We start from the raw sequence: 21,811 nt of genomic DNA, 5'->3' as shown, positions 1-21,811 counted from the left end.
CAGGCCCGCCGGGCGCAGCGCGCCCAGCGACCGGAGCTGCGGCAGGTGCGCGCGGACCGGCGCGGTGAGCCGGTCCGGGTCGAGCGGGCGAGCCGTACCCCTCCGCACCGGCTCGAACAGCTCGACCAGCACCCGCGCCTCGGCGGCGGGCACGTCCGGGAGGAGGTAGGCGAGGTCCGCGCCGGCGTGCACGACCAAGCCCTCGTCCCGCACCTGGGCGCGCCAGGCCGGGTCGGGCACGAGCGCGGTCATCGGACCGGCTCGTCGTGGTCGTCGCCCCGGTCGAGGAACCGCTGGATCGTCGGCTCGTCGGGGACCTCGTCGTCCTCCTCGGTGTCGATGAGACGTTCCGCGATCGGCACCGGTTCCTCCACCCACGCGGGTTGGAAGTCGTCGCTGGGCAGCAGCCCGTGCCGGCGCGCGAACTCCTCGGCGGCGTCCCGGATCGACTCGCGCAGCGTGCCGATGACGACGGTCTCGGCCGTGTAGGTCAGCTCCACGAGCAGCGCGCGCATCCGGTCGAGCTGGTCGTCCTGGCCCGCGTTGTCGGCGAGCTGCGGCCACAGCCTGCGCTCGAACACCTCCACGAAGTCGGCGGCGATGCCGTCGGTGGCCGTGCGGAGGTTCGCGAACTTGTCCAGCACGTCGTCGCTGGGCACGGTCAGCGCGGCGAGCCGGTTGCCCGCCTCCAGCGCCCAGCGGCGGGCGTGCGGCCAGCCCCGCCGCCACCGGACCAGGCCGAGCTGCACGGCGCGGCGCAGGACGCGCGGCCGGACATCGCCCAGCGGCACCAGCCGGCTGATGTCGCGGACCCGGATGCGGACCCAGTCGTCGGGGCCCTCCGCCTCGCCGACGCCCAGCACCGCGGCGACGCTGGCGCCCTTCTCGCGGGCCTTGACCAGCTCGGCGATCGCGGGCAGCGAGAAGCCACGCGCCTGGAGGCGTTGGACGAGGGTGAGGCGTTCGAGGTGGGAGGCGTCGTAGTAGGCGACGCGGCCCTGGCGGCGCGGCGGGTGCAGCACGCCCTTGGTCTGGTACATGCGGATCGTGCTGCCGGGCAGGCCGACCCGCACCGCCAGCTCGTCCACCGTCAGTTGCTCCACGACGCCGATCTTGGTGGGTCGCCGTTCGTGGAGTCAATACTCTTCGAGTTATTACTCGAAGAGTTACAGGTGGAGGAGCATGCGCGAGTTGCCGAGGGTGTTCGGCTTCACGTACGAGAGGTCGAGGAACTCGGCGACGCCCTCGTCGGCCGACCGCATGATCTCCTCGTAGACCTCGGGGGAGACGGGCGTGCCGTCGATCTCCACGAAGCCGTGCCGGCCGAAGAACGTGGTCTCGAAGGTCAGCACGAACAGCCGCTCCAGCTGGAGCTCGCGGGCCGTCTCGATGAGCCGGCGCACGATCCGGTGCCCGATGCCCCGCCCCAGCGCCTCCGGCGCCACCGCCACCGAGCGGATCTCCGCCAGGTCCTCCCACAGCACGTGCAGGGCGCCGCACCCCAGCACCGCGCCGTCCTGCTCGGCGACCCAGAACTCCTGGACGTCCTCGAACAGCGTCACCAGCGGCTTGGCCAGCAGCACCTTGCCGGCGTACGCGTCGATCAGGGTCTTCATCGCACGCACGTCACCGGTCCGGGCCCGCCGCACGTTGATCGGGTCGTTCACGGGTCAAACGTAGGCCTCGCCCCGACGGGCCGAGCGCCCAGGTGACCGGAAACGGGCCGCCCGGCGTCACCGCCGCCGGGTCTTCGGACGCCCGTGCGACGAGTGCCGTCGTCGGTCGCGCGGACGCCGCGGTGAGGCGTGCGGCACGTGCCCCCGCACGGACGACGCACGGCCGGGCGGCGACGGCCACCGCGCCGGTTACGCTGAGCACCGTGTCTTCCCCCACCACGTCCAAGCGCGTCGCCATGCTGACCCTCGGGTGCGCCCGCAACGAAGTCGACTCCGAAGAGCTGGCCGGTCGCCTCACCGCCGGCGGCTGGGAGCTGGTCGACGACGAGGCCGACGTGGTCGTGGTCAACACGTGCGGCTTCGTCGAGTCCGCCAAGAAGGACTCCGTGGACACGCTCCTCGCCGCCTCCGACAGCGGCGCGAAGGTCGTCGCGGTCGGGTGCATGGCCGAGCGGTACGGCGCCGAACTGGCCGACAGCCTCCCCGAGGCGGACGCCGTGCTCGGGTTCGACCACTACGCGAACCTCGCCGAGCGGCTGGACGACGTCCTCGCCGGCCAGACCGTCGAGTCCCACCAGCCGGTGGACCGCCGCACGCTGCTGCCGCTGACCCCCGTGCAGCGCCCGGCCGTCGTCGAGGACGTCCAGGTGCCCGGCCACGGCTGGGGCCCGCGCGTGCTGCGCACCCGCCTCACCGACACGCCCGTCGCGCCGCTGAAGATCGCCTCCGGCTGCGACCGCCGCTGCTCGTTCTGCGCGATCCCGTCGTTCCGCGGCGCGTTCGTGTCCCGCCACCCGGACGAGGTGGTGGCCGAGGCCATGTGGCTGGCCGAGCAGGGCGTGCGCGAGGTGTTCCTGGTCTCCGAGAACTCCACCTCCTACGCCAAGGACCTGCCGCGCGAGCTGGGCGGCCTGGAGCGGCTGCTGACCAGGCTCGCCGCCGTGCCCGGCATCGACCGCGTCCGCGTCTCCTACCTCCAGCCGGCCGAGACGAAGCCCACGCTGGTCAAGGCCATCGCCACGACGGACGGCGTCGCCGACTACTTCGACATGTCCTTCCAGCACTCCAGCGCGTCCGTGCTGCGCCGGATGCGCCGGTTCGGGTCCACCGAGTCGTTCCTCGGCCTGGTCGAGCAGATCCGCTCCCTCGCGCCGCGCGCGGGCATCCGCAGCAACGTCATCGTCGGCTTCCCGGGCGAGACCGAGGAGGACGTCGCCGAGCTGGAGCGCTTCCTCACCGCGGCCAGGCTCGACGCGGTGGGCGTGTTCGGCTACTCCGACGAGGACGGCACCGAGGCCGAGGGCCTGCCGGACAAGCTGGACGCCGACACGATCGCCGAGCGCGTCACGCGGATCTCGAACCTGGTCGAGGAGCTGACCTCGCAGCGCGCGGAGGACCGCGTCGGCGAGGAGGTCGTAGTCCTGGTCGAGACCGCGGAGGACGACGACAACGACTGCGTCGGCCGGGCCGCCCACCAGGCGCCCGAGGTCGACGGCGAGTGCGTCGTCACGAACGCCGACGGCCTGGAGGTCGGCGACCTGGTGCGGTGCCGGGTGGACGCGTCCGAGGGCGTCGACCTGGTCGTCACAGCGATCGAGGTGCTCCCGAGGTGACCGAACCCGCGCGCGTGCCGGTGCTGAACATCGCCAACGTGCTGACGATGTCCCGGCTGGTGCTCGTGCCGGTGTTCCTCTACCTCCTGTTCGCGGAGGACGGCCACCAGTTCTGGTGGCGGCTGGCGGCGTTCGGCGTGTTCGCCGTGGCGTCGGTCACGGACCACGTGGACGGCAACCTGGCCCGCAAGCTCGGTCTGATCACCGACTTCGGCAAGATCGCCGACCCGATCGCGGACAAGGCGCTGACCGGCGCCGCGCTGATCGGCCTGAGCCTGCTCGGCGAGCTGCCGTGGTGGGTGACGGTCGTCATCGCCGTGCGCGAGCTCGGCGTGACGCTGCTGCGGTTCTGGGTCATCCGGCACGGCGTGATCCCGGCCAGCCGCGGCGGCAAGGTGAAGACGCTCGTGCAGATCTTCGCCATCGGCCTGTACCTGCTGCCGCTGCCGCCGTGGCTGGAGTTCGTCGCCGTGGCGATGATGGGCGCGGCCGTGGTGCTGACCGTGGTCACCGGCGTCGACTACGTGATCCGCGCCGTGCGGCTGCGGGCGCGCGGGAAGCGGGCGGTGGCCGGGGCGTGAGCGCCGAGGACGTCGTGCGCGCCCTGAAGCGGCGCGGCGAGACGGTGGCGACGGCCGAGTCGCTCACGGCGGGGCTGGTGACCGCCGAGCTGACGTCCGTGCCGGGGTCCAGCGCCGTCGTGCGCGGCGGGCTCGTGGTCTACGCCACCGACCTCAAGCACGCGCTCGCGGGCGTGGACGCGGCCCTGCTGGCCGACCTCGGCGCGGTGCACCCCGAGGTGGCCCGGCAGCTCGCCGAGGGCGCGCGGGAGCGCTGCGGGGCGACATGGGGGCTCGGCCTGACCGGCGTGGCCGGCCCGGACTCCCAGGACGGGGTCGCGCCCGGCACCGTCCACATCGGTTTGTCCGGTCCGTCCGGTTCGTTCGTCGACACGCTCACTCTCGGTGGTGATCGTCACGAAGTACGGGCAAGATCGACGGCGGCGGCGCTGGACCTCCTGCACACCCACTTGGAGATCCCGGACGAGTGACATGAGCAGCGCGTTCCCGGTCACACCCGCGCACGGCCGCGGGAACTTACCCGTGAGTTCACTCGTTCGCCCTTGGCGGACGTGTCCGGAAGTCACTGCCCGTCGACGGAACGGGTCGGTAACGTGGTGGCACGGCCGGCCGGAAGGAGGCGCGCGATGACCGTGCTGCTACGCGAGGCGATCGGTGATCGGCTCCGCCATGCCCGCACCACCCAACGCCGCACGCTGCGCGAGGTCTCCAGGACCGCCCGCGTCAGCCTGGGGTACCTCTCCGAGGTGGAGCGTGGCCGCAAGGAGGCGTCCAGCGAGCTGTTGGCCGCGATCTGCGAGGCGTTGGACCTGCCCCTGTCGGAACTGCTGCACCTGGTCGCCTCGGACATCGGCGCGGTCCAGCAGCCGGTGCCCACCCCGGCCGAGCTGACCGAGCGCGCCGCGCCCGCGTCGGCGAGCCTGGAGGGCGGCGCCCTGGTGCCGGCGGTGATCGGCAACGACCTGTCCGACCTGCGGTTGCAGCCCGTGCTCACGCACCGGCTGTCCACCGCGATCAGCAAGCCGCGCAACGCGGTGGTGGCGGCGTAACCCAGCGCACCCGTGCGGAAGCCGAGCCGGTCCGACCGGCTCGGCTTTCGGCGTTGGCGGGGACCGTGCAACGAGTTGGCAACCGCCCGCGGGGTCGGCGCGTGCGCCCGCACCCCTACGGGCAGGATGACCATGTCGACGAAAGTCGGGGGGTGACTCAGGGTGAACCCGGATATCTCCCCAGGTCGGTGGAAGCAGCGCGGGACAACTGACACGATGGAACCAACACCGGCACCGGGTCGTTGCCAATCACGAGCGCGAGCCAGGGAAGTGCGGAGAAGGCAGGCGTAGGAGATGGCCAACCCTTTCGTGAAGGCATGGAAGTACTTCATGGCGGCGTTCTCGTCCAAGATCGATGAGCACGCCGACCCGAAGGTGCAGATCCAGCAGGCCATCGAGGAGGCTCAGCGGCAGCACCAGGCGCTGTCCCAGCAGGCGGCCGCGGTGATCGGCAACCAGCGCCAGCTCGAAATGAAGCTCAACCGCCAGCTCGGCGAGGTGGAGAAGCTCCAGGCCTCCGCACGTCAGGCGCTCGTGCTCGCCGACGAGGCCCGCGCGAAGGGCGACGAGGCGAAGGCGGCGCAGTTCGAGACCGCCGCCCAGGGCTTCGCCACGCAGCTGGTGACGTCGGAGCAGAACATCGAGGACCTGAAGACGCTGCACGACCAGGCGTTGCAGGCCGCGACGCAGGCCAAGCAGGCCGTCGAGCGCAACGCGATGGTGCTCCAGACCAAGCTCGCCGAGCGCACCAAGCTGCTCAGCCAGCTGGAGCAGGCGAAGATGCAGGAGCAGGTCTCGCACTCGCTGCGCCAGATGACCGAGCTGGCCGCGCCGGGCAACACGCCGTCGCTCGAAGAGGTCCGCGACAAGATCGAGAAGCGGTACACGACCGCGCTCGGCTCGGCGGAGCTGGCGCAGAACTCGGTGCAGGGCCGGATGCTGGAGGTCCAGGCGTCGACCACCGAGATGGCGGGCCACTCGCGGCTGGAGCAGATCCGCGCGTCGATGTCCGGCGGCAAGGTCGCCGGCGAGGTGACGAGCGGTCAGCCGGCGAGCGCGAGCGCGAGCATCCAGCAGGAAATCCAGCAGCGGGTGCAGCAGGCGCAGGCCCAGCCCACCCAGCAGATGCAGCAGAACCCGCCGGCGAGCCAGGGCTGAGAGGAGTGGTGTCCGCGATGGAACCCCGGCGGAAGGTGGCCGGCGAGATCGTCCAGATCGTCGGTGGCCAACTCCAAGGGCAACTCGCGGACCAGGTGAAACGGCGGTACGCCGCCTGGAACGACCCGCGCGCGAAGCTCGATCGGCGGTACCGCCGATCGAGCCGCGTGCTCACCTTCTGGCTGATCGTGCTGGCCCTGCTCGCGGTGGTCGGCACGCTGACGCTGACCGGCGTGCTGCCCGCCGGCGTCGGGATCGGCGCGGCCCTCGGCTTCGCCGGCACCTCGGTGCTGACGGTCCGCACGCACCAGAAGATGCGGGGCATCGACGCGGCCCGCAAGCAGATGGCGGCCCTGCCGTCCCGGCAGGCGTTGCCCGCCCGCTCGTCGGCGGCGCGGCAGCCGATGGAACGGCTGGAGGCCGCCGAGGACACGCTGCGGGAGCTGCTGCGGCAGCTCGACTCGGCCGCGTTGACCTCCGTGCCCACCGACTCGGTCGAGCAGGCCAGGTCGACGGGCGTCGAGGCGGCGTCCGCGATCCGGGCCGTCTCGGACCAGCTGCAGGCCGTGGAACGGGCCCGCGACACCGCGCCGCCGCTGGACCGCGCCCCGCTCGTCGAGGGCGTGCGAAGACTGCGCGCCCAGCTGGACGAGGGCGTGGACGGTTACTGCGCCCTGGTCGCCGCGGCCGGTCGGGTGCTCGCCGAGAGCACCGCGTCCAACCCCCGGCAGGTGCTGGGCGACGCGACGGACCACCTGGCGGGCCTGTCGTCGGCGCTGCGCGACCTGTCGCGCTAGGCCGGCCGTCCCGCCGGAACGGCGCCACGTCCCGCTGAGACGGCGGGGGTGTCGTGCCGCCTGCGGCACGTCCCGCTGAACGGCGCGCGGCCATCTGCACGAACCTCGGTTACGTCACGTTGCGTAGCAGAGTACGGCTGCTTTGGCAGCGGTAGTGGCGTACGCTGCTGCGATCGTGTGATTATCAGACTGTTACCTAGCCGCAGCCACTACTTGGCGTGGCAGGATCCCTGGGTCGGACAGCGTGGTCCGTCCTGGTCGCCGGGGAGGTCATTGAGTGGCGTTGTGGACCGTGCACGGTGATGGCCGCTCGACCGACGGCGACGCCATCGCGCCGGAGGAGCGGCTGAGCTGGCCGCGCACCGTGGGGTTCGGCGCCCAGCACCTCGCCGCCATGTCCGGCGCCACGATCCTGGTCCCGGCCACGACGGGACTGCCGGTCAGCACCACGCTGCTGTTCTCCGGCGTCGGCACCCTCCTGTTCCTGGTGATCACCCGCAACCGGGTGCCCAGCTACCTCGGCGCGTCGTTCGCGTTCATCGCGCCGCTGTCCGCCGCCCGCGACCAAGGCATCGCCGCGCAGCTCGGCGGCGTCCTCGCGGCCGGCCTGCTGGTGATCATCATCGGGGTCGCGGTGAAGGCCCTGGGCGTGCGGCTGCTGGAAGCCGTGATGCCGCCCGTCGTCACCGGCGCGGTGGTCGTCCTCATCGGCCTGAACCTGTCGCACCAGGCCACCGACTCGTTCGCGCGGCAACCGCTGCCTGCCGTGGTGACGATGGGCATCATCCTGCTGTGCGGCGTGCTGGGCCGCGGGTCGTTCTTCCGGTTCTCCGTGCTCATCGGCGTCGTCGCGGGGTGGCTGCTCGGGCTCGTCCTCGGCCTGGTCGACACGGCCGCCATCGGCCGGGCGGACTGGTTCGGCCTGCCCGCGTTCCACGCGCCGGAACTGCGGCCGTCGGTGACGCTGCTGGTGCTGCCGGTGGTGATCGTGCTGGTCGCGGAGAACGTGGGCCACGTCAAGGCCATCGCCACGCTGACCGGCCGCAACCTCGACGGCAACGTCGGCGACTCGATCATCGCGAACGGCCTGTCGACCGCGCTCGCGGGCATCGGCGGCGGGTCGGGCACCACGACGTACTCCGAGAACATCGGCGTGATGGGCGTGACCAAGGTCTTCTCCACGGCCGCGTACGCGGTGACCGGCGTGGCCGCGGTGCTGCTGGCGTTCTCGCCGAAGGCCGCGGCGGTGGTCGGGTCCATCCCGGCGGGCGTGGTCGGCGGCGCGACCCTGGTCCTGCTCGGCCTGATCAGCCTCGTCGGCGTCCGGGTGTGGATGGAGAACCGGGTCGACCTCGCCAACCCCGGCAACGCGCTGGTCGGCGGCGCCGCCCTGGTGGCGGGCGTGGGCGACCTGACGTTGCGGCTGGGCGAGCTGGAGCTGGGCGGCCTCGTGTGGGGCTCGCTGCTCGTGGTGATCCTGCACCCGGTGCTGCGCTCGCTGGACGCCATCCGCAAGCCCAGGCCGGGACCGGTCGGCCGGCCGTAGTCCGCGGCTCCCGCCCGCCGCGGGCAGCTGCCGCGGACGGCCGGCGCGGACAGACGACGTGGACAGACGGCGCGGACGGCCGGCGCGGACAGACGACGTGGACAGACGACGCGGACAGACGGCGCGGACGGCCGGCGTGGCTCAGGCCAGCGAGCGGGTGATGCGCCGCACCAGGCCCGGCCCCTCGTAGATGAACCCGGTGTAGAGCTGGAGCAGGCTCGCGCCGGCGTCCAGCATCCGCTTGGCGTCGTCGGCGCTCGCGATGCCGCCGACCCCGATGATCGGCAGCTTGCCGTCGGTCTCCCGGCTGACGAACCGCACCACCTCGCGGGCCCGTGCGGCCAGCGGCTTGCCGCTCAGCCCGCCCGCCTCGTGCGCCAGGCGTTGGTCGGCCGGGGCGAGCCCGTCGCGCGACAGCGTGGTGTTCGTCGCGATCAGGCCGCTGACCTCGTGCGACGCGCACACGTCCAGCAGCTCGGCGATCGCCTCGTCGGTCAGGTCGGGCGCGATCTTGACCAGCAGTGGCTTGCGCGGCTTCGACCCGGCCAGCTCGTGCGCGGTGGCGTTGAGCGCGGACAGCAGCTCGGTCAGCGCGCCCCGGTCCTGCAGGCCGCGCAGGCCGGGGGTGTTCGGCGAGCTGATGTTGATCGCGAAGTAGTCGCCGTGCCGGTAGAGCGCCCGCAGGGACGTCCGGTAGTCCTCCACGGCTTCCTCGACCGGCGTGACCTTGGACTTGCCCAGGCTGATGCCCAGCGGCACGGACAGCGGGCCGAGGCGGTCCAGCCGGTTGGCCAGCTCCTGCGCGCCGTCGTTGTTGAAGCCCATCCGGTTGATGATCGCCTCGCTGTCGCGCAACCGGAACAGGCGCGGCTTCGGGTTGCCCGGCTGCGGGTGCCGGGTGACCGTGCCGACCTCGACGAACCCGAACCCGAGCGCGCCCCACGCGGGCAGCGCCCGGCCGTTCTTGTCCAGCCCGGCGGCGAGGCCGACCGGGTTGGGGAACCGCACGCCGAAGACGGTGCGCTCGGCCGCCGGCTTGCGCCGCACGAGCTTCGCCGCCGGGCTCACCGCGGCGAGGAGGCCGAGGGTGGTCTCGTGGACCCGCTCCGCGTCGCCGCCGTGCATCCGGAACAACGCCTTGCGCACCACGCTCTTGTAGACCACGGCGGCAACCCTAAGCGATCGGCCCTGGCTGGCAGCGCGGGCACCAGTACGCGGGACGCTCCAGCACGCCCGCGCCCTGCCCGCCGACCCGCACCTTCGTCGCGCAGCGCAGGCACGGCCGGCCGCCCCGCTCGAACACCCAGTGCTGTCGGCCGCGCTCCATCAGACCCGTCGTGTTCTGCTCCGGGCGCCACGCGTTGGCGAGCAGGAGCTTGCGGGCCAGCCGCACGGCCTCCGCCGGGTCCACGGCGGACACCGGGGTCCACGGCGAGACGCCCAGCAGGAAGCACACCTCGGCCTTGTAGAGGTTCCCCACGCCCGCCATGACGCGCTGGTCCAGCAGCGCCAGGCCGACCTCGCGGTCGGGGTCCGCGGCGAGCCTGGCGACCGCCTCGGCGGCCCGTTCGGCGTCCCAGTCGCCCAGCAGGTCGGGCCCGAGGTGGCCGACGAGCCGCGACTCCTGGTCGGTGGGCAGCAGCTCCAGGTCGTGCAGCGCGAAACCCACCGCGACCCGGTCGGGCACCTCCAGCAGCGCCCGCACCTGGTGGCCGGGCCGCCGCCAGCGCTCGCCGGGCCGGTAGAGGTGCCACGCGCCGTCCATGCGGAAGTGGCTGTGCAGGCTCAGGTCGCCGGAGAACCGCGTGAACAGGTGCTTGCCGACCGACCGCACCTCCAGCACGTCGCGGCCGCTCAGGTCGGCCGTGGCCCACCGGGGGTGGCGGAGCTCACCGCGCAGGAGTCGCCGGCCGGCCAGCGCCTCGTTCAGGCGGTGCCCGGCCAGGAAGACCGTGTCACCCTCGGGCACCGCTGTCGAAAGCCACCTTCAGGCCGAACCCGACCAGCACGGTCGCGGTCAGCCGCTCGGTCCACCGGCGCACGTCCGGCCTGGTCAGCACCACCGCGGCTTGTCCGGCGAGCCACACGACGACGAGCTGCCACACCTGGCCGACGGCGACGTGCAGGCCGACCAGCAGCGCGCCCCAGCCGGCCGACGCCTGGTCGGAGGGCAGGAACTGGGGGAGGAGGCTCAGGTAGAACACGCCGATCTTCGGGTTGAGCAGGTTCGTGGTGAACCCGATCCGCAACGCCTGCGGCGCCGTGACGGAGGGCACGTCCGCCGGCGCGGCCGGCGTGCCGCGCCACGACTTCCACAGCGCCGACCCGCCCAGCCACAGCAGGTAGGCCGCGCCCGCGTACCGGACGACGTCGTAGGCGAACCGGGACGCCACCAGCAGCGCGGTCAGGCCGGCGATGCTCGCCGCGCCCCACACCAGGCAGCCCAGCGTGGTGCCGAACCCGCCGACCAGGCCCGCCTTGCGCCCGCCGCCGAGCACCATGCGCAGCAGCATCATCGTGTCGAGTCCGGGGGTGATCGTCAGCAGGACCGCCGCGACGGTGAACGCGAGCAGCGCGGTGGTGCTCACGCGTCCACCGCTTCCTCGATCTCCTGGTCGTCGAAGTCGTGGTGCACGGCCCGGCGTCTGCTGCGGCTGATGCGCAGTATCCGGGCCAGGAGCAGGTTGAACGCCAGCGCCACCTCGCGCGCGCCCGGCGTGCCCCACTCGTGGATCGGCATGCACGCGCCCTGCGCCTGCTGCACCGCCAGCCGGTCCGGCAGCGCCACCGGCATCACCAGCGGGCCGAAGATGTCGCGCAGCTCGTCGATGCGGAACTGGTGCTCGTGCGACCGCGGCCGCACCCGGTTCACGACCACGCCCAGCGGCTGGAGGTGCTCGTTGTGCTCGCGCTCGGCCTGCACGGCCTCGAACGCCCGCTGCACGCCCGCCACGGCGAACATCGTGGGCTCCGTCACCAGCAGCGCCCGGTCCGCCGCCACCAGCGCCGACCGGGTCAGCTGGCCCAGCGACGGCGGGCAGTCCAGCAGCACCAGCTGGTAGGGCTCCTCGTCGTCCTTGAGCAGGCTCAACGCCTCGCGCAGCCGCCCCAGCCGCGTCTCGCCGGGATCGGGGTGGTTCAGCGACTCGGCGTCCTCGGAACCGGCCAGCACGTCCACGCCGTCGCCCCACGCGCTGGGCGCGATCGCCGCCCGGATCGTGTCCTCGCTGGGGTCCTGCAGCACGTCGTAGATGCTGGCGTCGGTCTCGTCGGGTTCCAGGGTCGAGGTGGCGTTGCACTGCGGATCCAGGTCGATGACCAGCGTCCGGACCCCGCGCCGCAGCGCGGCCGACGCCAGACCAAGCGCGACCGTCGTCTTCCCCACGCCACCCTTGAGGCTGAGCACCGCCACCGTATGCACGTTGTGCAGCCTACGGCCCCTAGGCTCTACGTCCATGCGACCGGACGCCGTACACAGGGTGCTCGACGCCGAACTGGCCGCCGCGCGGGACCGCCGGGGCGGCGAACCGCCGCGCGTCCTCGACGTCGGTGGTGGCAGCGGCGTGTGGGCCGTGCCGCTCGCCGTGGCCGGGTGCGCGGTGACCGTCGTCGAGCCGAGCCCGAACGCCCTGGCCACGCTGAACCGCCGGGCGGCCGAGGCGGGCGTGCTCGACCGGATCACCGCCATCCAGGGCGACACGGACGCGCTCGACCACGAGGCCTCGGCTGACCTGGTGCTCGGGCACGGGCTGCTGGAGGTCGTGGACGACGCCGGGGTCGCGCTGGCCGCGCTCGCCGCCGCCACGGCTCCGGGCGGCGCGGTGTCCGTGCTGGTGGCGAACCGGTTCGCGGCCGTGGTGCACCGGGCCACCGGCGACCGGCTGGTCGACGCGAGGCGGCTGCTGGACGACGAGGCCGGCCAGCTGGCCGGCACCCGCGACCCGCTGCTGCGCCGGTTCGACGTGGCCGGGCTGGAGGCGCTGGTCCGGGACGCGGGCCTGGGGGTGGAGCTGGTGCAGGGCTACGGGGTGGTGTCGGACCTGGTGCCGGGCTCGGTGCTGGAGGCGAACCCCGGCGCGGCGGAGGCGCTGGCCGAGCTGGAACTGGTCGCGTCGACCCGCCCCCCGCTGCGCGACGTCGCCGCCCGCTTGCACGTGCTGGGCCGCAAGCCCGGCTGAGTGGGGTAGAACGGAGGCTTCGCCGCCTACCGCAGAGGACGCGCCATGGAAGACCCGCACTTAGGCGGAGCCGCGTGATGCCGGACCCGGTTCCCGACGTGCTCGAAGACGGGGTGCGGGCGGCCGTCGCCGGTGACCGCGACGCGATCGCGGCGGTGCTGGCGGCCGTGCGCCCGCTCGTCGTGCGCTACTGCCGTGCCCGCGTGGGCAGGCAGGAGCGGGCGTTGGCGTCGGCGGACGACGTGGCCCAGGAGGTCTGCGTGGCCGTGCTGACGGCGTTGCCCACGTACCGCGACCACGGCCGCCCGTTCCTGGCGTTCGTGTACGGGATCGCGGCGCACAAGGTCGCCGACGCGCACCGGGCGGCGTCGCGCAACCGCGCCGAGCCTGTGCCGGAGGTGCCGGACGGTCCGGACGACGACCTGGGACCGGAGTCGCACGCGTTGCGGGTCGAGCAGGCGCGGAAGGTCGGCGAGCTGCTGCGCGTGCTGCCGGACAAGCAGCGGGAGATCCTGGTGCTGCGGGTCGTGGTGGGCCTGTCGGCCGAGCGGACGGCCGTCGCCGTGGGCACGACGCCCGGCGCGGTCCGGGTCGCCCAGCACCGCGCGCTGACCCGTCTCCGCAAGGAGGTCGAGCGCGCGTTCGCCACTCAACGCGCGCGTTAGCCGTCCCAAGTTCGCCCGATCGCGCTTCAAACGCCTCCGTTTGGGCTAACTTCATGTCGGTAGCGTCATCCCGGTGAGTCGAGGGCGTCCCGTTGGCATGTGCCCCAAGGTGCGGGCCGGCGCGCGGACGCCGAGGAGCTGGCGATGGCAGCAGCAGTGGTCGGATCAGGAGTGGCGCTGTGGCGCGGCCACGCGGGGAGGGCGGTGATGCCCGTGCACTGCGAGGACGCGCCGTCGCCCGCCCCCGTGCGGACGACGGCTCCCGACGTGTGGGTCGAACCCGCGCTCCGGGGCGACCGGCGGGCCGTCAACGAGCTCCTCGCGTCGATCCGGCCGGTGATCGTGAAGTACTGCCGGGCGAGGTTCGGCCGAGGCGAGCGGTCGTCGGCGTCCTCGGAGGACGTGGCCCAGGAGGTCTGCCTCGCCGTGCTGAAGGCGCTGCCGAGCTACCGCGAGCAGGGCAGGCCGTTCCTGGCGTTCGTGTACGGGATCGCGGCGCACAAGGTCGCCGACGCGCACCGGGCGGCGTCGCGCAACCGCGCCGAGCCTGTGCCGGAGCCGCCCGACGGCGCGAGCGGCGACGCGGGCCCCGAGGACCGGGCGCTGCACGGCGAGCTGTCCGACCGGATGGGGCGGCTGCTGGGCGTCCTGCCGGACCGGCAGCGGGAGATTTTGGTGCTGCGGGTCGTCCTCGGGCTGTCCGCCGAGGAGACCGCGCAGGTGGTCGACTCGACGCCCGGCGCGGTCCGGGTGGCCCAGCACCGGGCGCTGGCGCGGCTGCGCAAGGCGTTGGAGGAGTCGTGAGCCCAGGGGAGTCGTGAGCCGGGGGAGTCCTGGGCCGGGGGCGTTCGGGTCAGTGCCGCCAGCGGGTCACCGCGGCGACCTCCTCCGGCGAGCAGCCGGCGAACCGGGCGACCTCACCGCGCCGCACGTCGGCGATCGTCGCGGCGAACTCCGCGCCGAACGCCTCGGTCAGCACCTCGTCCCCCTCGAACGCCGCCACCGCGTCCTCCAGGCACGTGGGCAGGCGGCGCGCGTCCGGCAGGTCCGCCGGGTCCACCCCGACCGGCTCGGGCAGCCGCTCCCGGTCCACGATCCCGGCCAGCCCGGCGGCCATCGTCGCGGCCACCACCAGGTACGGGTTCGCCGCCAGGTCGAAGCAGCGGATCTCCAGGTCACGGCCCGCGACCAGGCGCAACGCCGCCTCCCGGTTCTCCAGGCCCCACGCGGCGAACGCGCCCGCCCAGTGCCGCGGCACCAGCCGCAGGTAGCCCGCCACGGACGGGGAGCCGATCGCGCACAGCGCCGGCAGCCGCCGCAGCACGCCCGCCGCGAACGCCTCGGCGTCCTCGGTCAGGCCGAACCAGCCGTCGCCGCCGTCGAACAGGGTGCGCCCGTCGCGCCACAGGCTCACGTGCAGGTGGCCGCCGTTGCCGACGCCGTCCGCGGTGACCTTGGGCGAGAACGACGCCCGCATGCCGTGCCGGAGCGTGATCGCCCGGATCGTCTCCCGCACCAGCACCGACGTGTCCGCCGCGTGCACCGGGTCCTCGGGCGTGGTGGACAGCTCGAACTGGCCCGGCGCGTACTCCGGGTGGAACTGCAGCACCTCGACGTCCTGCTCGGCCAGCGCCGACAGCAGGTCCACGCCGTAGTCCGACAGCTCCACCTGGCGGGCGTGGCCGTAGGCGGGGCCGGTGGTGGCCGGTCGGAACTCCTCCGTGCCGCCCTGGCCGACGACCCACTCCACCTCGAACCCCGCCTGCACCTCGTAGCCGTGCACGGTGAGGCGGTCGGCCACCGCGCGGGCCAGGCCGCGCTCGTCCTGCGGGTGCGGCTCGCCGTGCTGGTCGTAGCGGTCCGCGGGCGCCCACGCCCAGCCCGGCTGGCCCGCCAGCACGGTGAGCCGGTCCAGGTCCGGCAGGAGCCGCAGGTCGCCGACCGGCCCGCCCGCGTGCCGCCCGCCGACGATCGTGTCGTCCAGGAGGAACGCGTCGAACACCGGTGACGCGCCCACGCCGTCCGCGGCGGCCCTGGGCAGGCCCGCGAGCGGCACCGACTTCACCCGCGTGATGCCGCTGTGGTCGACCCACGTGAGCGCGACCGCCACCACGTCCTGGTCGAGCAGGTCGTCCACGAGCTCGGCGGCCAGCGCGCGCCGGTGATCCCGCTCGGCTGTGTCCATCGTGCGTGGTTACACCAGGTCTCTACCCTTCAACAAGTGGAGCCGCTGCTGCCGTGCGTGTCGTCGTCGCCCCTGGTCGACCACCACTGCCACGGGGTGCTGGGCGTCGACCTCGACCGGGACGGGTTCGAGTCGAACCTCACCGAGGCGTCGTCGGTGTCCCCGCTCGGCACGTCCCTGTTCGACTCGTCGCTGGGGCTCGCGGTGCGGCGCTGGTGTGCGCCTTTGCTGGACCTGCCGTCCCTCGCGCCGGCCGTGGAGTACCTGGCGCGGCGGCGGTCGCTCGGCGCCGCGGAGGTGAACCGGGCGTTCCTGTCGGCGTCCGGGATCTCGACGTTCCTGGTGGACGCCGGCGCGTGGCCGGAGGGCTTCCAGGCGCCCTCGGTGTTCACCGGTTCGCGTGAACTCTCCGTGCTGCGGCTGGAGCGGTTGGCGGAGGACGTCGTGCCGGACGGGGCCTCGGGGTTCCCGGCGCGGGCGCGGGAGGCGCTGGACTCGACCACGGCGGTCGCGGCGAAGTCCATCGCGGCCTACCGGGTGGGCCTGGAGCTGGACCCGGCGCGCCCCTCGGACCGCGAGGTGGTGTCGGCGGCCGACGAGTGGCTCACCTCGGGCTCGTCCCGGTTCGCGGACGAGGTGATCTCCCGGTTCCTGGTGTGGGAGGCGCTGGACCGCGGGCTGCCCGTGCAGTTCCACGTCGGCTACGGGGACGCGGACCTGTCGTTGCACAAGTGCGACCCGCTGCTGCTCACCGACCTGCTGCGGGCGACGGCGCCGCTCGGCGTGCCGATCATGCTGCTGCACAACTACCCGTTCCACCGCCACGCCGGGTACCTGGCGCAGGTCTTCCCGCACGTGTTCGTGGACGTCGGGCTGGCCACGCACTCGGTGGCGCACCAGGCCGGGCGCGTGCTGGGCGAGGCGCTGGAGATCGTGCCGTTCGGGAAGTTCCTGTTCTCCACCGACGCGTTCGCGCTGGCCGAGCTGTACTACCTCGGCGCGCTGTTCTTCCGGCGCGCGCTGTCCGACTTCCTGTCAACGGGTCTGCGCAGGCATGCTTTCGGCTTGTCGGACGCCGAGCGCATCGCCCACCTGATCGGGTGGCAGAACGCGCACCGGGCGTACCGGCTGGAGTAGGGTGTCGAACGCGTGTTCGGCTTGACGGGGGGTGGTCGTGGGCCGCAGCGCCAACCTGCCGCGCGGTCTGGTCGATCGCTTCCGCGCGCGTGGCGACGTCTGGCCGGACGACACCGGCTGCTCGATGCTGCACGTGGACATGGACGCCTTCTACGCGTCGGTCGAGATCCGCGACCAACCCGAGCTGGCCGGCAAGCCCGTGGTCGTCGGCGGCACGGCGAACCGGGGCGTCGTCGCGTCGGCCAACTACCTGGCCCGCGAGTTCGGCGTGCGGTCCGCGATGCCGACCTCGCACGCCCGCAGGCTCGCGCCGCACGCCGTGTTCGTGTCGCCGAACTTCGCCCGGTACCAGGAGGTCTCGCGCGGGGTGATGTCGATCTTCCGCGACATCACGCCGCTGGTGGAGCCGCTGAGCCTCGACGAGGCGTTCCTCGACGTCAGCGGCGCGCTGAAGCGGCTGCGGTCCAGCCCGGCGCAGATCGCCCAGGTGATCCGGGGCCAGGTCGAGCAGGCCCACGGGATCACCTGCTCGGTGGGCGTCGCGCCGACGAAGTTCCTGGCCAAGCTCGCGTCCGGGATGTGCAAGCCGGACGGCCTGATGGTCGTGCCGCGGACCGAGGTGCTGTCGTTCCTGCACCCGCTGCCGGTGTCCGCGCTGTGGGGCGTGGGGCAGCGGACCGCCGAGCAACTCGACCGGGTCGGCCTGGAGACGGTGGCCGACGTGGCCGCCACGCCGCTGCCGCGGCTGCGGAAGCTGATCGGGGTGGCGTTGGCCGAGCACCTGCACGCGTTGGCGCAGGGGCACGACGACCGGCCCGTGGTGCCGTCCACCCGGGAGAAGTCGATCGGCGCCGAGGAGACCTTCGAGGTCGACCACTTCGACCGCGAGCTGCTGCGCCGGGAGCTGCTGCGGCTGGCGGAGCGCTCGACGGCGACGCTGCGGGCGCGGGGACTGCGCGGCCGGACCGTGTCGATCAAGGTGCGGTTCGCCGACTTCACCACGATCACCAGGTCGAGGACGCTGCGCGTGGCGACGGACGTGACGCAGGAGGTCTACCGCACCGCGTCCACGCTGCTCGACGAGCAGGTGCCGCCGGGCGCGGTCCGGTTGATCGGCGTGCGGATCGAGCAGCTGGTGGAGGGCGACGAGGGCGAGCAGCTCATGTTCGACGCGCCGGAACGCGGCTGGCGCGACGCGGACCAGGCGGCCGACCAGGCGCGGTCGAAGTTCGGGCGGGCGGCGATCCGGCCGGCCTCCCTGCTGGCCCAAGGCCCCACCCGGTCCGCCGTGGAGGCGCCCAAGCCCGACCGGGAGCCCTGAGCCGCGGCAGGCGGTCGCGGCACGCCGTTCGGGTGGTCGCGGTGGGGAGTCGGGACCATTCGCGCCCTCACCGGGCAGGCTGGAGCCGTGGATCGGTTCTGGGGCCTGCTCACGCCGGCGGAGCACGCGGTGCTCGCGGCGTCCGGTGTGGAGCGCGACTACCCGGCGGGCGCGGTGGTCTGCCACGAGGGCGAGGTCACCGGGCACGTGCTCGTCGTCCGGCGCGGCCTGCTGCGCGTCACCGCGACCACCGCCAACGGCCACGAGAAGGTGCTCGCGGTGCGCGGTGCGGGCGACATCGTCGGCGAGCGGTCCGCCGTGGACGGTCGGCCGCGTTCGGCGACCGTGCGGGCGCTCGGGGACGTGCGCGCGCTGGTCCTGTCCGCGGGGGCGTTCGCGGCCCTCTGCCAGCGGCAGCCGCGCATCGCGTGGGCCGTCCTGATCGTCGTCGTGGCGCGGCAGCGGGACACCGACCGGCAGCGCGTGCAGATCAGCGGCACGGCGACCCAGCGGGTGGCGGCCGTGCTCATCGACATGGCGCTGGAGCGCGGCATCGCCGACCAGGGCGCGATCGCGTTGAGCCAGGAGGACCTGGCGGGCATCGCCGGGACGTCCCGGGAATCCCTCGTGCGGGTGCTGCGCGCGCTGCGCGAGGAGGGCATCATCAGCACGGGCCGGCGGAAGATCGACATCCACCACGTGAGCCGTCTCTACGACTTCACCAACTGACTCCCCGTTCTGCGTCATCTGACGCAGAACAACGACGTGAGACCTCGTAGAAATGAGGCATCAGTCGAGCTCAGAGGGGGAGCCATGAACCACAACGAAGAGCAGGCCCGGTCCCGTCGCCGCTTCACCGAGCGCCTCGCCTGCACGCTCGTGTTCACCGCCGTCCAGCTGTGGGCGGTCGTCGTGGTCGTCGTCAAGGCCGAGGTCGACGGTGTCGTCGCGCCGGCCGTCGCGCTGGTGCTGGCCGGTGGCCTGATCGCGGTGCACGACGCGTGGCGCGAGGTGCGCGCCGTCCGCCGGGAGCTGGACGTGGAGATCCGCGAGGACCTGGTCCGCCTGTGAGCCAAGCGGCGGCCAACGAGGGGTGGCCGCCGTTTCCCGAGGCCTTCCGCGGGCTGGTCGGGCCCGCGGAAGGCCTCCTCCTCGTCACCGGGTTGTCCACAACCCGTCGAGTTGTCCACAGTTCGTGATCTCCCGGTCGACCCGCCCGCCCCGACCGCCGATGGTGGACCCATGCGCACCACGAACCGCACCACCATCGACGTCGACGCCCTGGGCGGCCTCTTCCCGCACCGCGTGGCCACCGCGTCCGAGCTGCTGGCCCTGGGCCTGCCGAGCGAGGAGCTGGCCGTCCGCTGCCGTCCCCAGGGCCCGTGGCAGCAGGTGCTGCCGGGCATCCTGCTCCTGGCCCGCACCCCGCCGACGCGGTGGCAGCTGGTGCGCGCGGCGCTCCGCTACGGCGGCCCGGAGACCCAGCTCACCGGCGTGGACGCGCTCCAGCTCCACGGCATGCGCGCCCTGCCCGCCGCGGGCCCCGTGCACGTCCTCGTGAACCGGGTGCTCGAACCGGCCGCCAAGGTCCGCATCTCCCGCGCCCGCCACTTACCCGACCCGGTGCTCCGCAAGGGGTTCCTGACCGTGCCGCTGGCGAGGGCCGCCGTGGACGCGGCGCGGGCGCTGCCCGGGCGGGACGACATCCGTGCCGTGCTGACGGAGGTGGTGCGCCACGGCGGCGTCCCGGTGGCCGACCTGAAGCCGGGGCTGTCGCGGGGGTCGGAGCCCGCCAGGCAGGTCTTGTCGGAACTGTCGGAAGGCATCCGCTCGGTGCCGCAAGCCTGGGCGAGGGCCGTCCTGGACGACCTGCCGCTCCCCGCGCCGCGCTGGGGCGTCCCGCTCCGCACCGCCACCGGTCGCCCGTTGGGCATCGCCGACGCCTGGTGGGACGACCTGGGGCTGGCCTGGCAGTTCAACAACCCGAAGCCCCGCTCCGACCGCCTCGCGGCCGCCGGAGCGGTAGTCCTGCACACCACCCCGATCCGCCTGCGCCAATCGCCCACGTCCGTGGCCAACGACCTCCTCAACGCGGCCACCCAAGCCACCCGCCGTCCACGGCCGACCATCAGCGCCGCCACCCACCACGTCCACCCCGACCACTGACCCTGCCGACCCCTGCCCCCGCCGACCCTTGCCACCGCCGACCACTGCCCCCCGCCGTCCTGGCTCGCCACCCGGTCGGTTTCCGACCGCTCGCCGCCGGCTCGGGCAACTGATCGGCTCCGGTGCCGCCCGGCCGTCCACAGATCAGGTCGGCTGCCCCTGGGGTTCGCGCTTGAGCCGACCGCTCGCCGCCTGTGAAGGGAGGTTGCTCCGGCAATTGTCGCCGGTCGTCCGAAGCGGTTCAGACCACTTGGGTGATCGGCCGCGGACGGTCCGTGATTGGTCACGGCTTTTTGGCAGGTGGGGGAAGGGATGAGGCACTGTGATCCTGGTCTCGGTCGATCGACCGGGGAATCCGCGATCCGGCGGACTGGCGCGTGACCGGCCTGGCATCGGGGTGAAGATTTGGGCGCGCCGAAGCCTTGACAGTTGACCTAGGAGCCCGTCGTGCGACCTCACGGTGGTCTGACCGTTGACCCGTGAGGATGATGGTGACAGAACGAACCGCTTAGGGGCACGGACTGGGTAGTCGGCAAGCCTCCCGAATCGTATCCTGGTTGTGACGCCCCCAGGGCGGGGCGTCCGCCGGGACCGGCGGCAACCGTGATTACCCGGCGCCCGCGACCGCTGTGCCGGAGGAGGAGCCATGCCACTCTCCGAGCACGAGCAGCGACTGCTCGACCAGATCGAGCGCGCGCTCTACGCCGAGGACCCGAAGTTCGCATCCACTGTGCGCGGTGCCAAGCTGCGCAAGCCGTCACGACGGCGTCGCATCCAAGGCATCGCGTTGTTCGCCGTGGGTGTCGCGTTGCTGGTGACGGGTGTGATGTTGCCGAAGCTCGCTGGTATCCCGGTGGTGAGCGTGGTCGGCTTCTTGTTGATGTTCTTCGGCGTGCTGCTCACCGTGACGACGCTTCGTCGTGGTGACCAGGGTGCCGAGGAACCCAGCGAGGAGGGAAGCCGGCCCAGCCGCAGCTCGTTCTCACAGAAGATGGAAGAACGTTTCCGTCGCCGTTTCGAGGACGAGTAGTCCGCGCGACAGCCCTGACTGAACGAACGCACACACGGCCCGCCCCGGGCACCACCGGGACGGGCCGTGCGTTTGTCCGAAGTGTCCGCGTCACTTCGCCGCCGCCATCGCCATCAGCAACCGGATAGTGCGGAGAGCGACGGCCGAGAACGGCCAGTGATCGGAGAGCGCGGCGGGTGCCGGCGGAGCGCGGCCGGTGCGGCAGGTGCCGGGCGAGTGCGGCACGGGTGATGGCTGGGCGCGGCAACGCGCGACCGCCCCCAACGGCGCAGCTCGGCGCGGGTGCGGCCGAGAGGTCGTAGTGCGGCCGAGACCGGGGTTGAGGTCGGTCTCGGCCGCGACTACTCGTCTCCTGGCTCGGTGTCGGCCGGCGGCTTCGGTTGGAGCACCGAGCGCGGCAGGACCTTGGCCTTCAGGGCCAGCGGCGCGTTGCGGTTGAGGCTCTGGCGGACGTCGGCCACCGCGCCCGGCAACGACGGGTCGGCCGTCGGCTGCGCGCTGTACCACGACCGCTCCACCGCCCCGACGACCGCGCGCAGCCCGTTCCGGCCCTGGTCGTCCAGGTTGTGCGCCCGCACCAGCCGCCGCGCGGCCACCCGCACGGTTTCCGTGCGCGGCACGCGGCTGCCCCGGTCCACCGACTCGGCGACGAGTTCCTGCCACGCCGCGCCCGCCGCGTCCGGACCCAGCCCGGCCACCGCCCGCAGCA

Annotated in this window: 24 protein-coding genes and 1 pseudogene; 16 read left to right on the top strand and 9 right to left on the bottom strand. The window is 73.2% G+C overall.

The window, feature by feature from the left end; translation table 11 throughout:
* The 3 genes from ACFQ3T_RS21010 to ACFQ3T_RS21000 form a co-directional block, all read right to left on the bottom strand.
* A partial coding sequence (locus ACFQ3T_RS21010; RefSeq protein ID WP_380725022.1) for a hypothetical protein occupies window positions 1–252 on the bottom strand: 252 nt, incomplete at its 3' end.
* Complete coding sequence (locus ACFQ3T_RS21005; RefSeq protein ID WP_380725021.1) at window positions 249–1,103, bottom strand: MerR family transcriptional regulator; 855 nt, start codon at window positions 1,101–1,103, stop codon at window positions 249–251. The genes ACFQ3T_RS21010 and ACFQ3T_RS21005, both read right to left, overlap by 4 nt.
* Window positions 1,104–1,166: 63 nt before the next feature.
* Window positions 1,167–1,667 carry an amino-acid N-acetyltransferase gene (locus ACFQ3T_RS21000; RefSeq protein WP_380725020.1) on the bottom strand — a complete coding sequence of 167 codons (501 nt, stop codon included), beginning with the start codon at window positions 1,665–1,667 and terminating at the stop codon, window positions 1,167–1,169.
* Window positions 1,668–1,912: 245 nt separating this feature from the next.
* On the opposite strand from ACFQ3T_RS21000, the gene rimO reads away from it, so the two are divergent.
* The 7 genes from rimO to ACFQ3T_RS20965 all read left to right on the top strand — a co-directional run bounded on the left by rimO (window position 1,913) and on the right by ACFQ3T_RS20965 (window position 8,420).
* A complete protein-coding gene (gene rimO / locus ACFQ3T_RS20995) occupies window positions 1,913–3,289 on the top strand; it encodes a 30S ribosomal protein S12 methylthiotransferase RimO (RefSeq protein WP_380725024.1) in 1,377 nt (458 codons plus the stop codon).
* Between the two features lie 47 nt (window positions 3,290–3,336).
* The gene (gene pgsA / locus ACFQ3T_RS20990) at window positions 3,337–3,870 is read left to right on the top strand and encodes a CDP-diacylglycerol--glycerol-3-phosphate 3-phosphatidyltransferase (RefSeq protein ID WP_380725023.1); all 534 of its coding nucleotides are present in this window, start codon (window positions 3,337–3,339) and stop codon (window positions 3,868–3,870) included.
* Window positions 3,867–4,340, top strand: a complete 474-nt coding sequence (locus ACFQ3T_RS20985) for a CinA family protein (protein ID WP_380725019.1) — start codon at window positions 3,867–3,869, stop codon at window positions 4,338–4,340. The genes pgsA and ACFQ3T_RS20985 overlap by 4 nt, the downstream gene beginning before the upstream one ends.
* A 156-nt stretch (window positions 4,341–4,496) precedes the next feature.
* Window positions 4,497–4,919: a helix-turn-helix domain-containing protein gene (locus ACFQ3T_RS20980; protein ID WP_380725018.1), complete on the top strand. Its 423-nt coding sequence runs from the start codon at window positions 4,497–4,499 to the stop codon at window positions 4,917–4,919.
* A gap of 294 nt (window positions 4,920–5,213) precedes the next feature.
* Window positions 5,214–6,077 carry a PspA/IM30 family protein gene (locus ACFQ3T_RS20975; RefSeq protein WP_380725017.1) on the top strand — a complete coding sequence of 288 codons (864 nt, stop codon included), beginning with the start codon at window positions 5,214–5,216 and terminating at the stop codon, window positions 6,075–6,077.
* Between the two features lie 17 nt (window positions 6,078–6,094).
* Complete coding sequence (gene pspM / locus ACFQ3T_RS20970; protein ID WP_380725016.1) at window positions 6,095–6,874, top strand: phage shock envelope stress response protein PspM; 780 nt, start codon at window positions 6,095–6,097, stop codon at window positions 6,872–6,874.
* 277 nt (window positions 6,875–7,151) lie between these two features.
* Window positions 7,152–8,420, top strand: coding sequence for a uracil-xanthine permease family protein (locus tag ACFQ3T_RS20965; protein ID WP_380725015.1), 1,269 nt, complete (start codon window positions 7,152–7,154; stop codon window positions 8,418–8,420).
* A 141-nt stretch (window positions 8,421–8,561) separates the two neighbouring features.
* Here the strand turns inward: ACFQ3T_RS20965 and ACFQ3T_RS20960 are convergent, their stop codons facing one another.
* The 4 genes from ACFQ3T_RS20960 to ACFQ3T_RS20945 are packed head-to-tail and all read right to left on the bottom strand — an operon-like array spanning window position 8,562 to window position 11,841.
* Complete coding sequence (locus tag ACFQ3T_RS20960) at window positions 8,562–9,584, bottom strand: quinone-dependent dihydroorotate dehydrogenase (protein WP_380725014.1); 1,023 nt, start codon at window positions 9,582–9,584, stop codon at window positions 8,562–8,564.
* Between the two features lie 10 nt (window positions 9,585–9,594).
* The gene (locus ACFQ3T_RS20955; RefSeq protein ID WP_380725013.1) at window positions 9,595–10,389 is read right to left on the bottom strand and encodes a DNA-formamidopyrimidine glycosylase family protein; all 795 of its coding nucleotides are present in this window, start codon (window positions 10,387–10,389) and stop codon (window positions 9,595–9,597) included.
* Window positions 10,376–11,008, bottom strand: coding sequence for a LysE family translocator (locus ACFQ3T_RS20950; protein WP_380725012.1), 633 nt, complete (start codon window positions 11,006–11,008; stop codon window positions 10,376–10,378). The genes ACFQ3T_RS20955 and ACFQ3T_RS20950 overlap by 14 nt, the downstream gene beginning before the upstream one ends.
* Window positions 11,005–11,841, bottom strand: coding sequence for a ParA family protein (locus ACFQ3T_RS20945; RefSeq protein WP_380725011.1), 837 nt, complete (start codon window positions 11,839–11,841; stop codon window positions 11,005–11,007). The genes ACFQ3T_RS20950 and ACFQ3T_RS20945 overlap by 4 nt, the downstream gene beginning before the upstream one ends.
* Window positions 11,842–11,875: 34 nt before the next feature.
* Here ACFQ3T_RS20945 and ACFQ3T_RS20940 point away from each other — a divergent pair, with 34 nt between their 5' ends.
* The 3 genes from ACFQ3T_RS20940 to ACFQ3T_RS20930 all read left to right on the top strand — a co-directional run bounded on the left by ACFQ3T_RS20940 (window position 11,876) and on the right by ACFQ3T_RS20930 (window position 14,067).
* Entirely contained in the window at window positions 11,876–12,598 is a 723-nt protein-coding gene (locus tag ACFQ3T_RS20940; RefSeq protein ID WP_380725010.1) for a class I SAM-dependent methyltransferase, read from the top strand.
* A gap of 77 nt (window positions 12,599–12,675) precedes the next feature.
* Window positions 12,676–13,263 (top strand): sigma-70 family RNA polymerase sigma factor, encoded by a 588-nt coding sequence (locus ACFQ3T_RS20935; RefSeq protein WP_380725009.1) that lies wholly within the window; start codon window positions 12,676–12,678, stop codon window positions 13,261–13,263.
* 144 nt (window positions 13,264–13,407) lie between these two features.
* Entirely contained in the window at window positions 13,408–14,067 is a 660-nt protein-coding gene (locus ACFQ3T_RS20930) for a sigma-70 family RNA polymerase sigma factor (RefSeq protein WP_380725008.1), read from the top strand.
* A 49-nt stretch (window positions 14,068–14,116) separates the two neighbouring features.
* On the opposite strand, the gene ACFQ3T_RS20925 is transcribed toward ACFQ3T_RS20930, so the two are convergent.
* On the bottom strand, window positions 14,117–15,448 hold the full coding sequence (locus tag ACFQ3T_RS20925) for a type I glutamate--ammonia ligase (RefSeq protein ID WP_380725007.1): 1,332 nt from the start codon (window positions 15,446–15,448) through the stop codon (window positions 14,117–14,119).
* Between the two features lie 36 nt (window positions 15,449–15,484).
* Between ACFQ3T_RS20925 and ACFQ3T_RS20920 the strand changes: the two genes are divergently transcribed.
* From ACFQ3T_RS20920 to ACFQ3T_RS20895, 6 genes are all read left to right on the top strand, one after another.
* Window positions 15,485–16,585, top strand: a complete 1,101-nt coding sequence (locus tag ACFQ3T_RS20920) for an amidohydrolase family protein (protein WP_380725006.1) — start codon at window positions 15,485–15,487, stop codon at window positions 16,583–16,585.
* 37 nt (window positions 16,586–16,622) lie between these two features.
* A complete protein-coding gene (locus tag ACFQ3T_RS20915) occupies window positions 16,623–17,906 on the top strand; it encodes a DNA polymerase IV (protein ID WP_380725005.1) in 1,284 nt (427 codons plus the stop codon).
* Between the two features lie 87 nt (window positions 17,907–17,993).
* The gene (locus ACFQ3T_RS20910) at window positions 17,994–18,635 is read left to right on the top strand and encodes a Crp/Fnr family transcriptional regulator (RefSeq protein WP_380725004.1); all 642 of its coding nucleotides are present in this window, start codon (window positions 17,994–17,996) and stop codon (window positions 18,633–18,635) included.
* Between the two features lie 84 nt (window positions 18,636–18,719).
* Complete coding sequence (locus ACFQ3T_RS20905) at window positions 18,720–18,977, top strand: hypothetical protein (protein WP_380725003.1); 258 nt, start codon at window positions 18,720–18,722, stop codon at window positions 18,975–18,977.
* Between the two features lie 171 nt (window positions 18,978–19,148).
* A complete protein-coding gene (locus tag ACFQ3T_RS20900) occupies window positions 19,149–20,072 on the top strand; it encodes a hypothetical protein (RefSeq protein WP_380725002.1) in 924 nt (307 codons plus the stop codon).
* 646 nt (window positions 20,073–20,718) lie between these two features.
* A complete protein-coding gene (locus tag ACFQ3T_RS20895) occupies window positions 20,719–21,102 on the top strand; it encodes a DUF3040 domain-containing protein (RefSeq protein ID WP_033437744.1) in 384 nt (127 codons plus the stop codon).
* A 341-nt stretch (window positions 21,103–21,443) separates the two neighbouring features.
* On the opposite strand, the pseudogene ACFQ3T_RS20890 reads toward ACFQ3T_RS20895, so the two are convergent.
* A pseudogene (locus ACFQ3T_RS20890) lies at window positions 21,444–21,811 on the bottom strand (transglutaminaseTgpA domain-containing protein); the annotation flags it as partial.

This window comes from Saccharothrix hoggarensis, from assembly GCF_042678885.1.
GTDB lineage: Bacteria > Actinomycetota > Actinomycetes > Mycobacteriales > Pseudonocardiaceae > Actinosynnema > Actinosynnema hoggarensis.
This window is presented reverse-complemented; position numbering and strand designations above follow the sequence as displayed.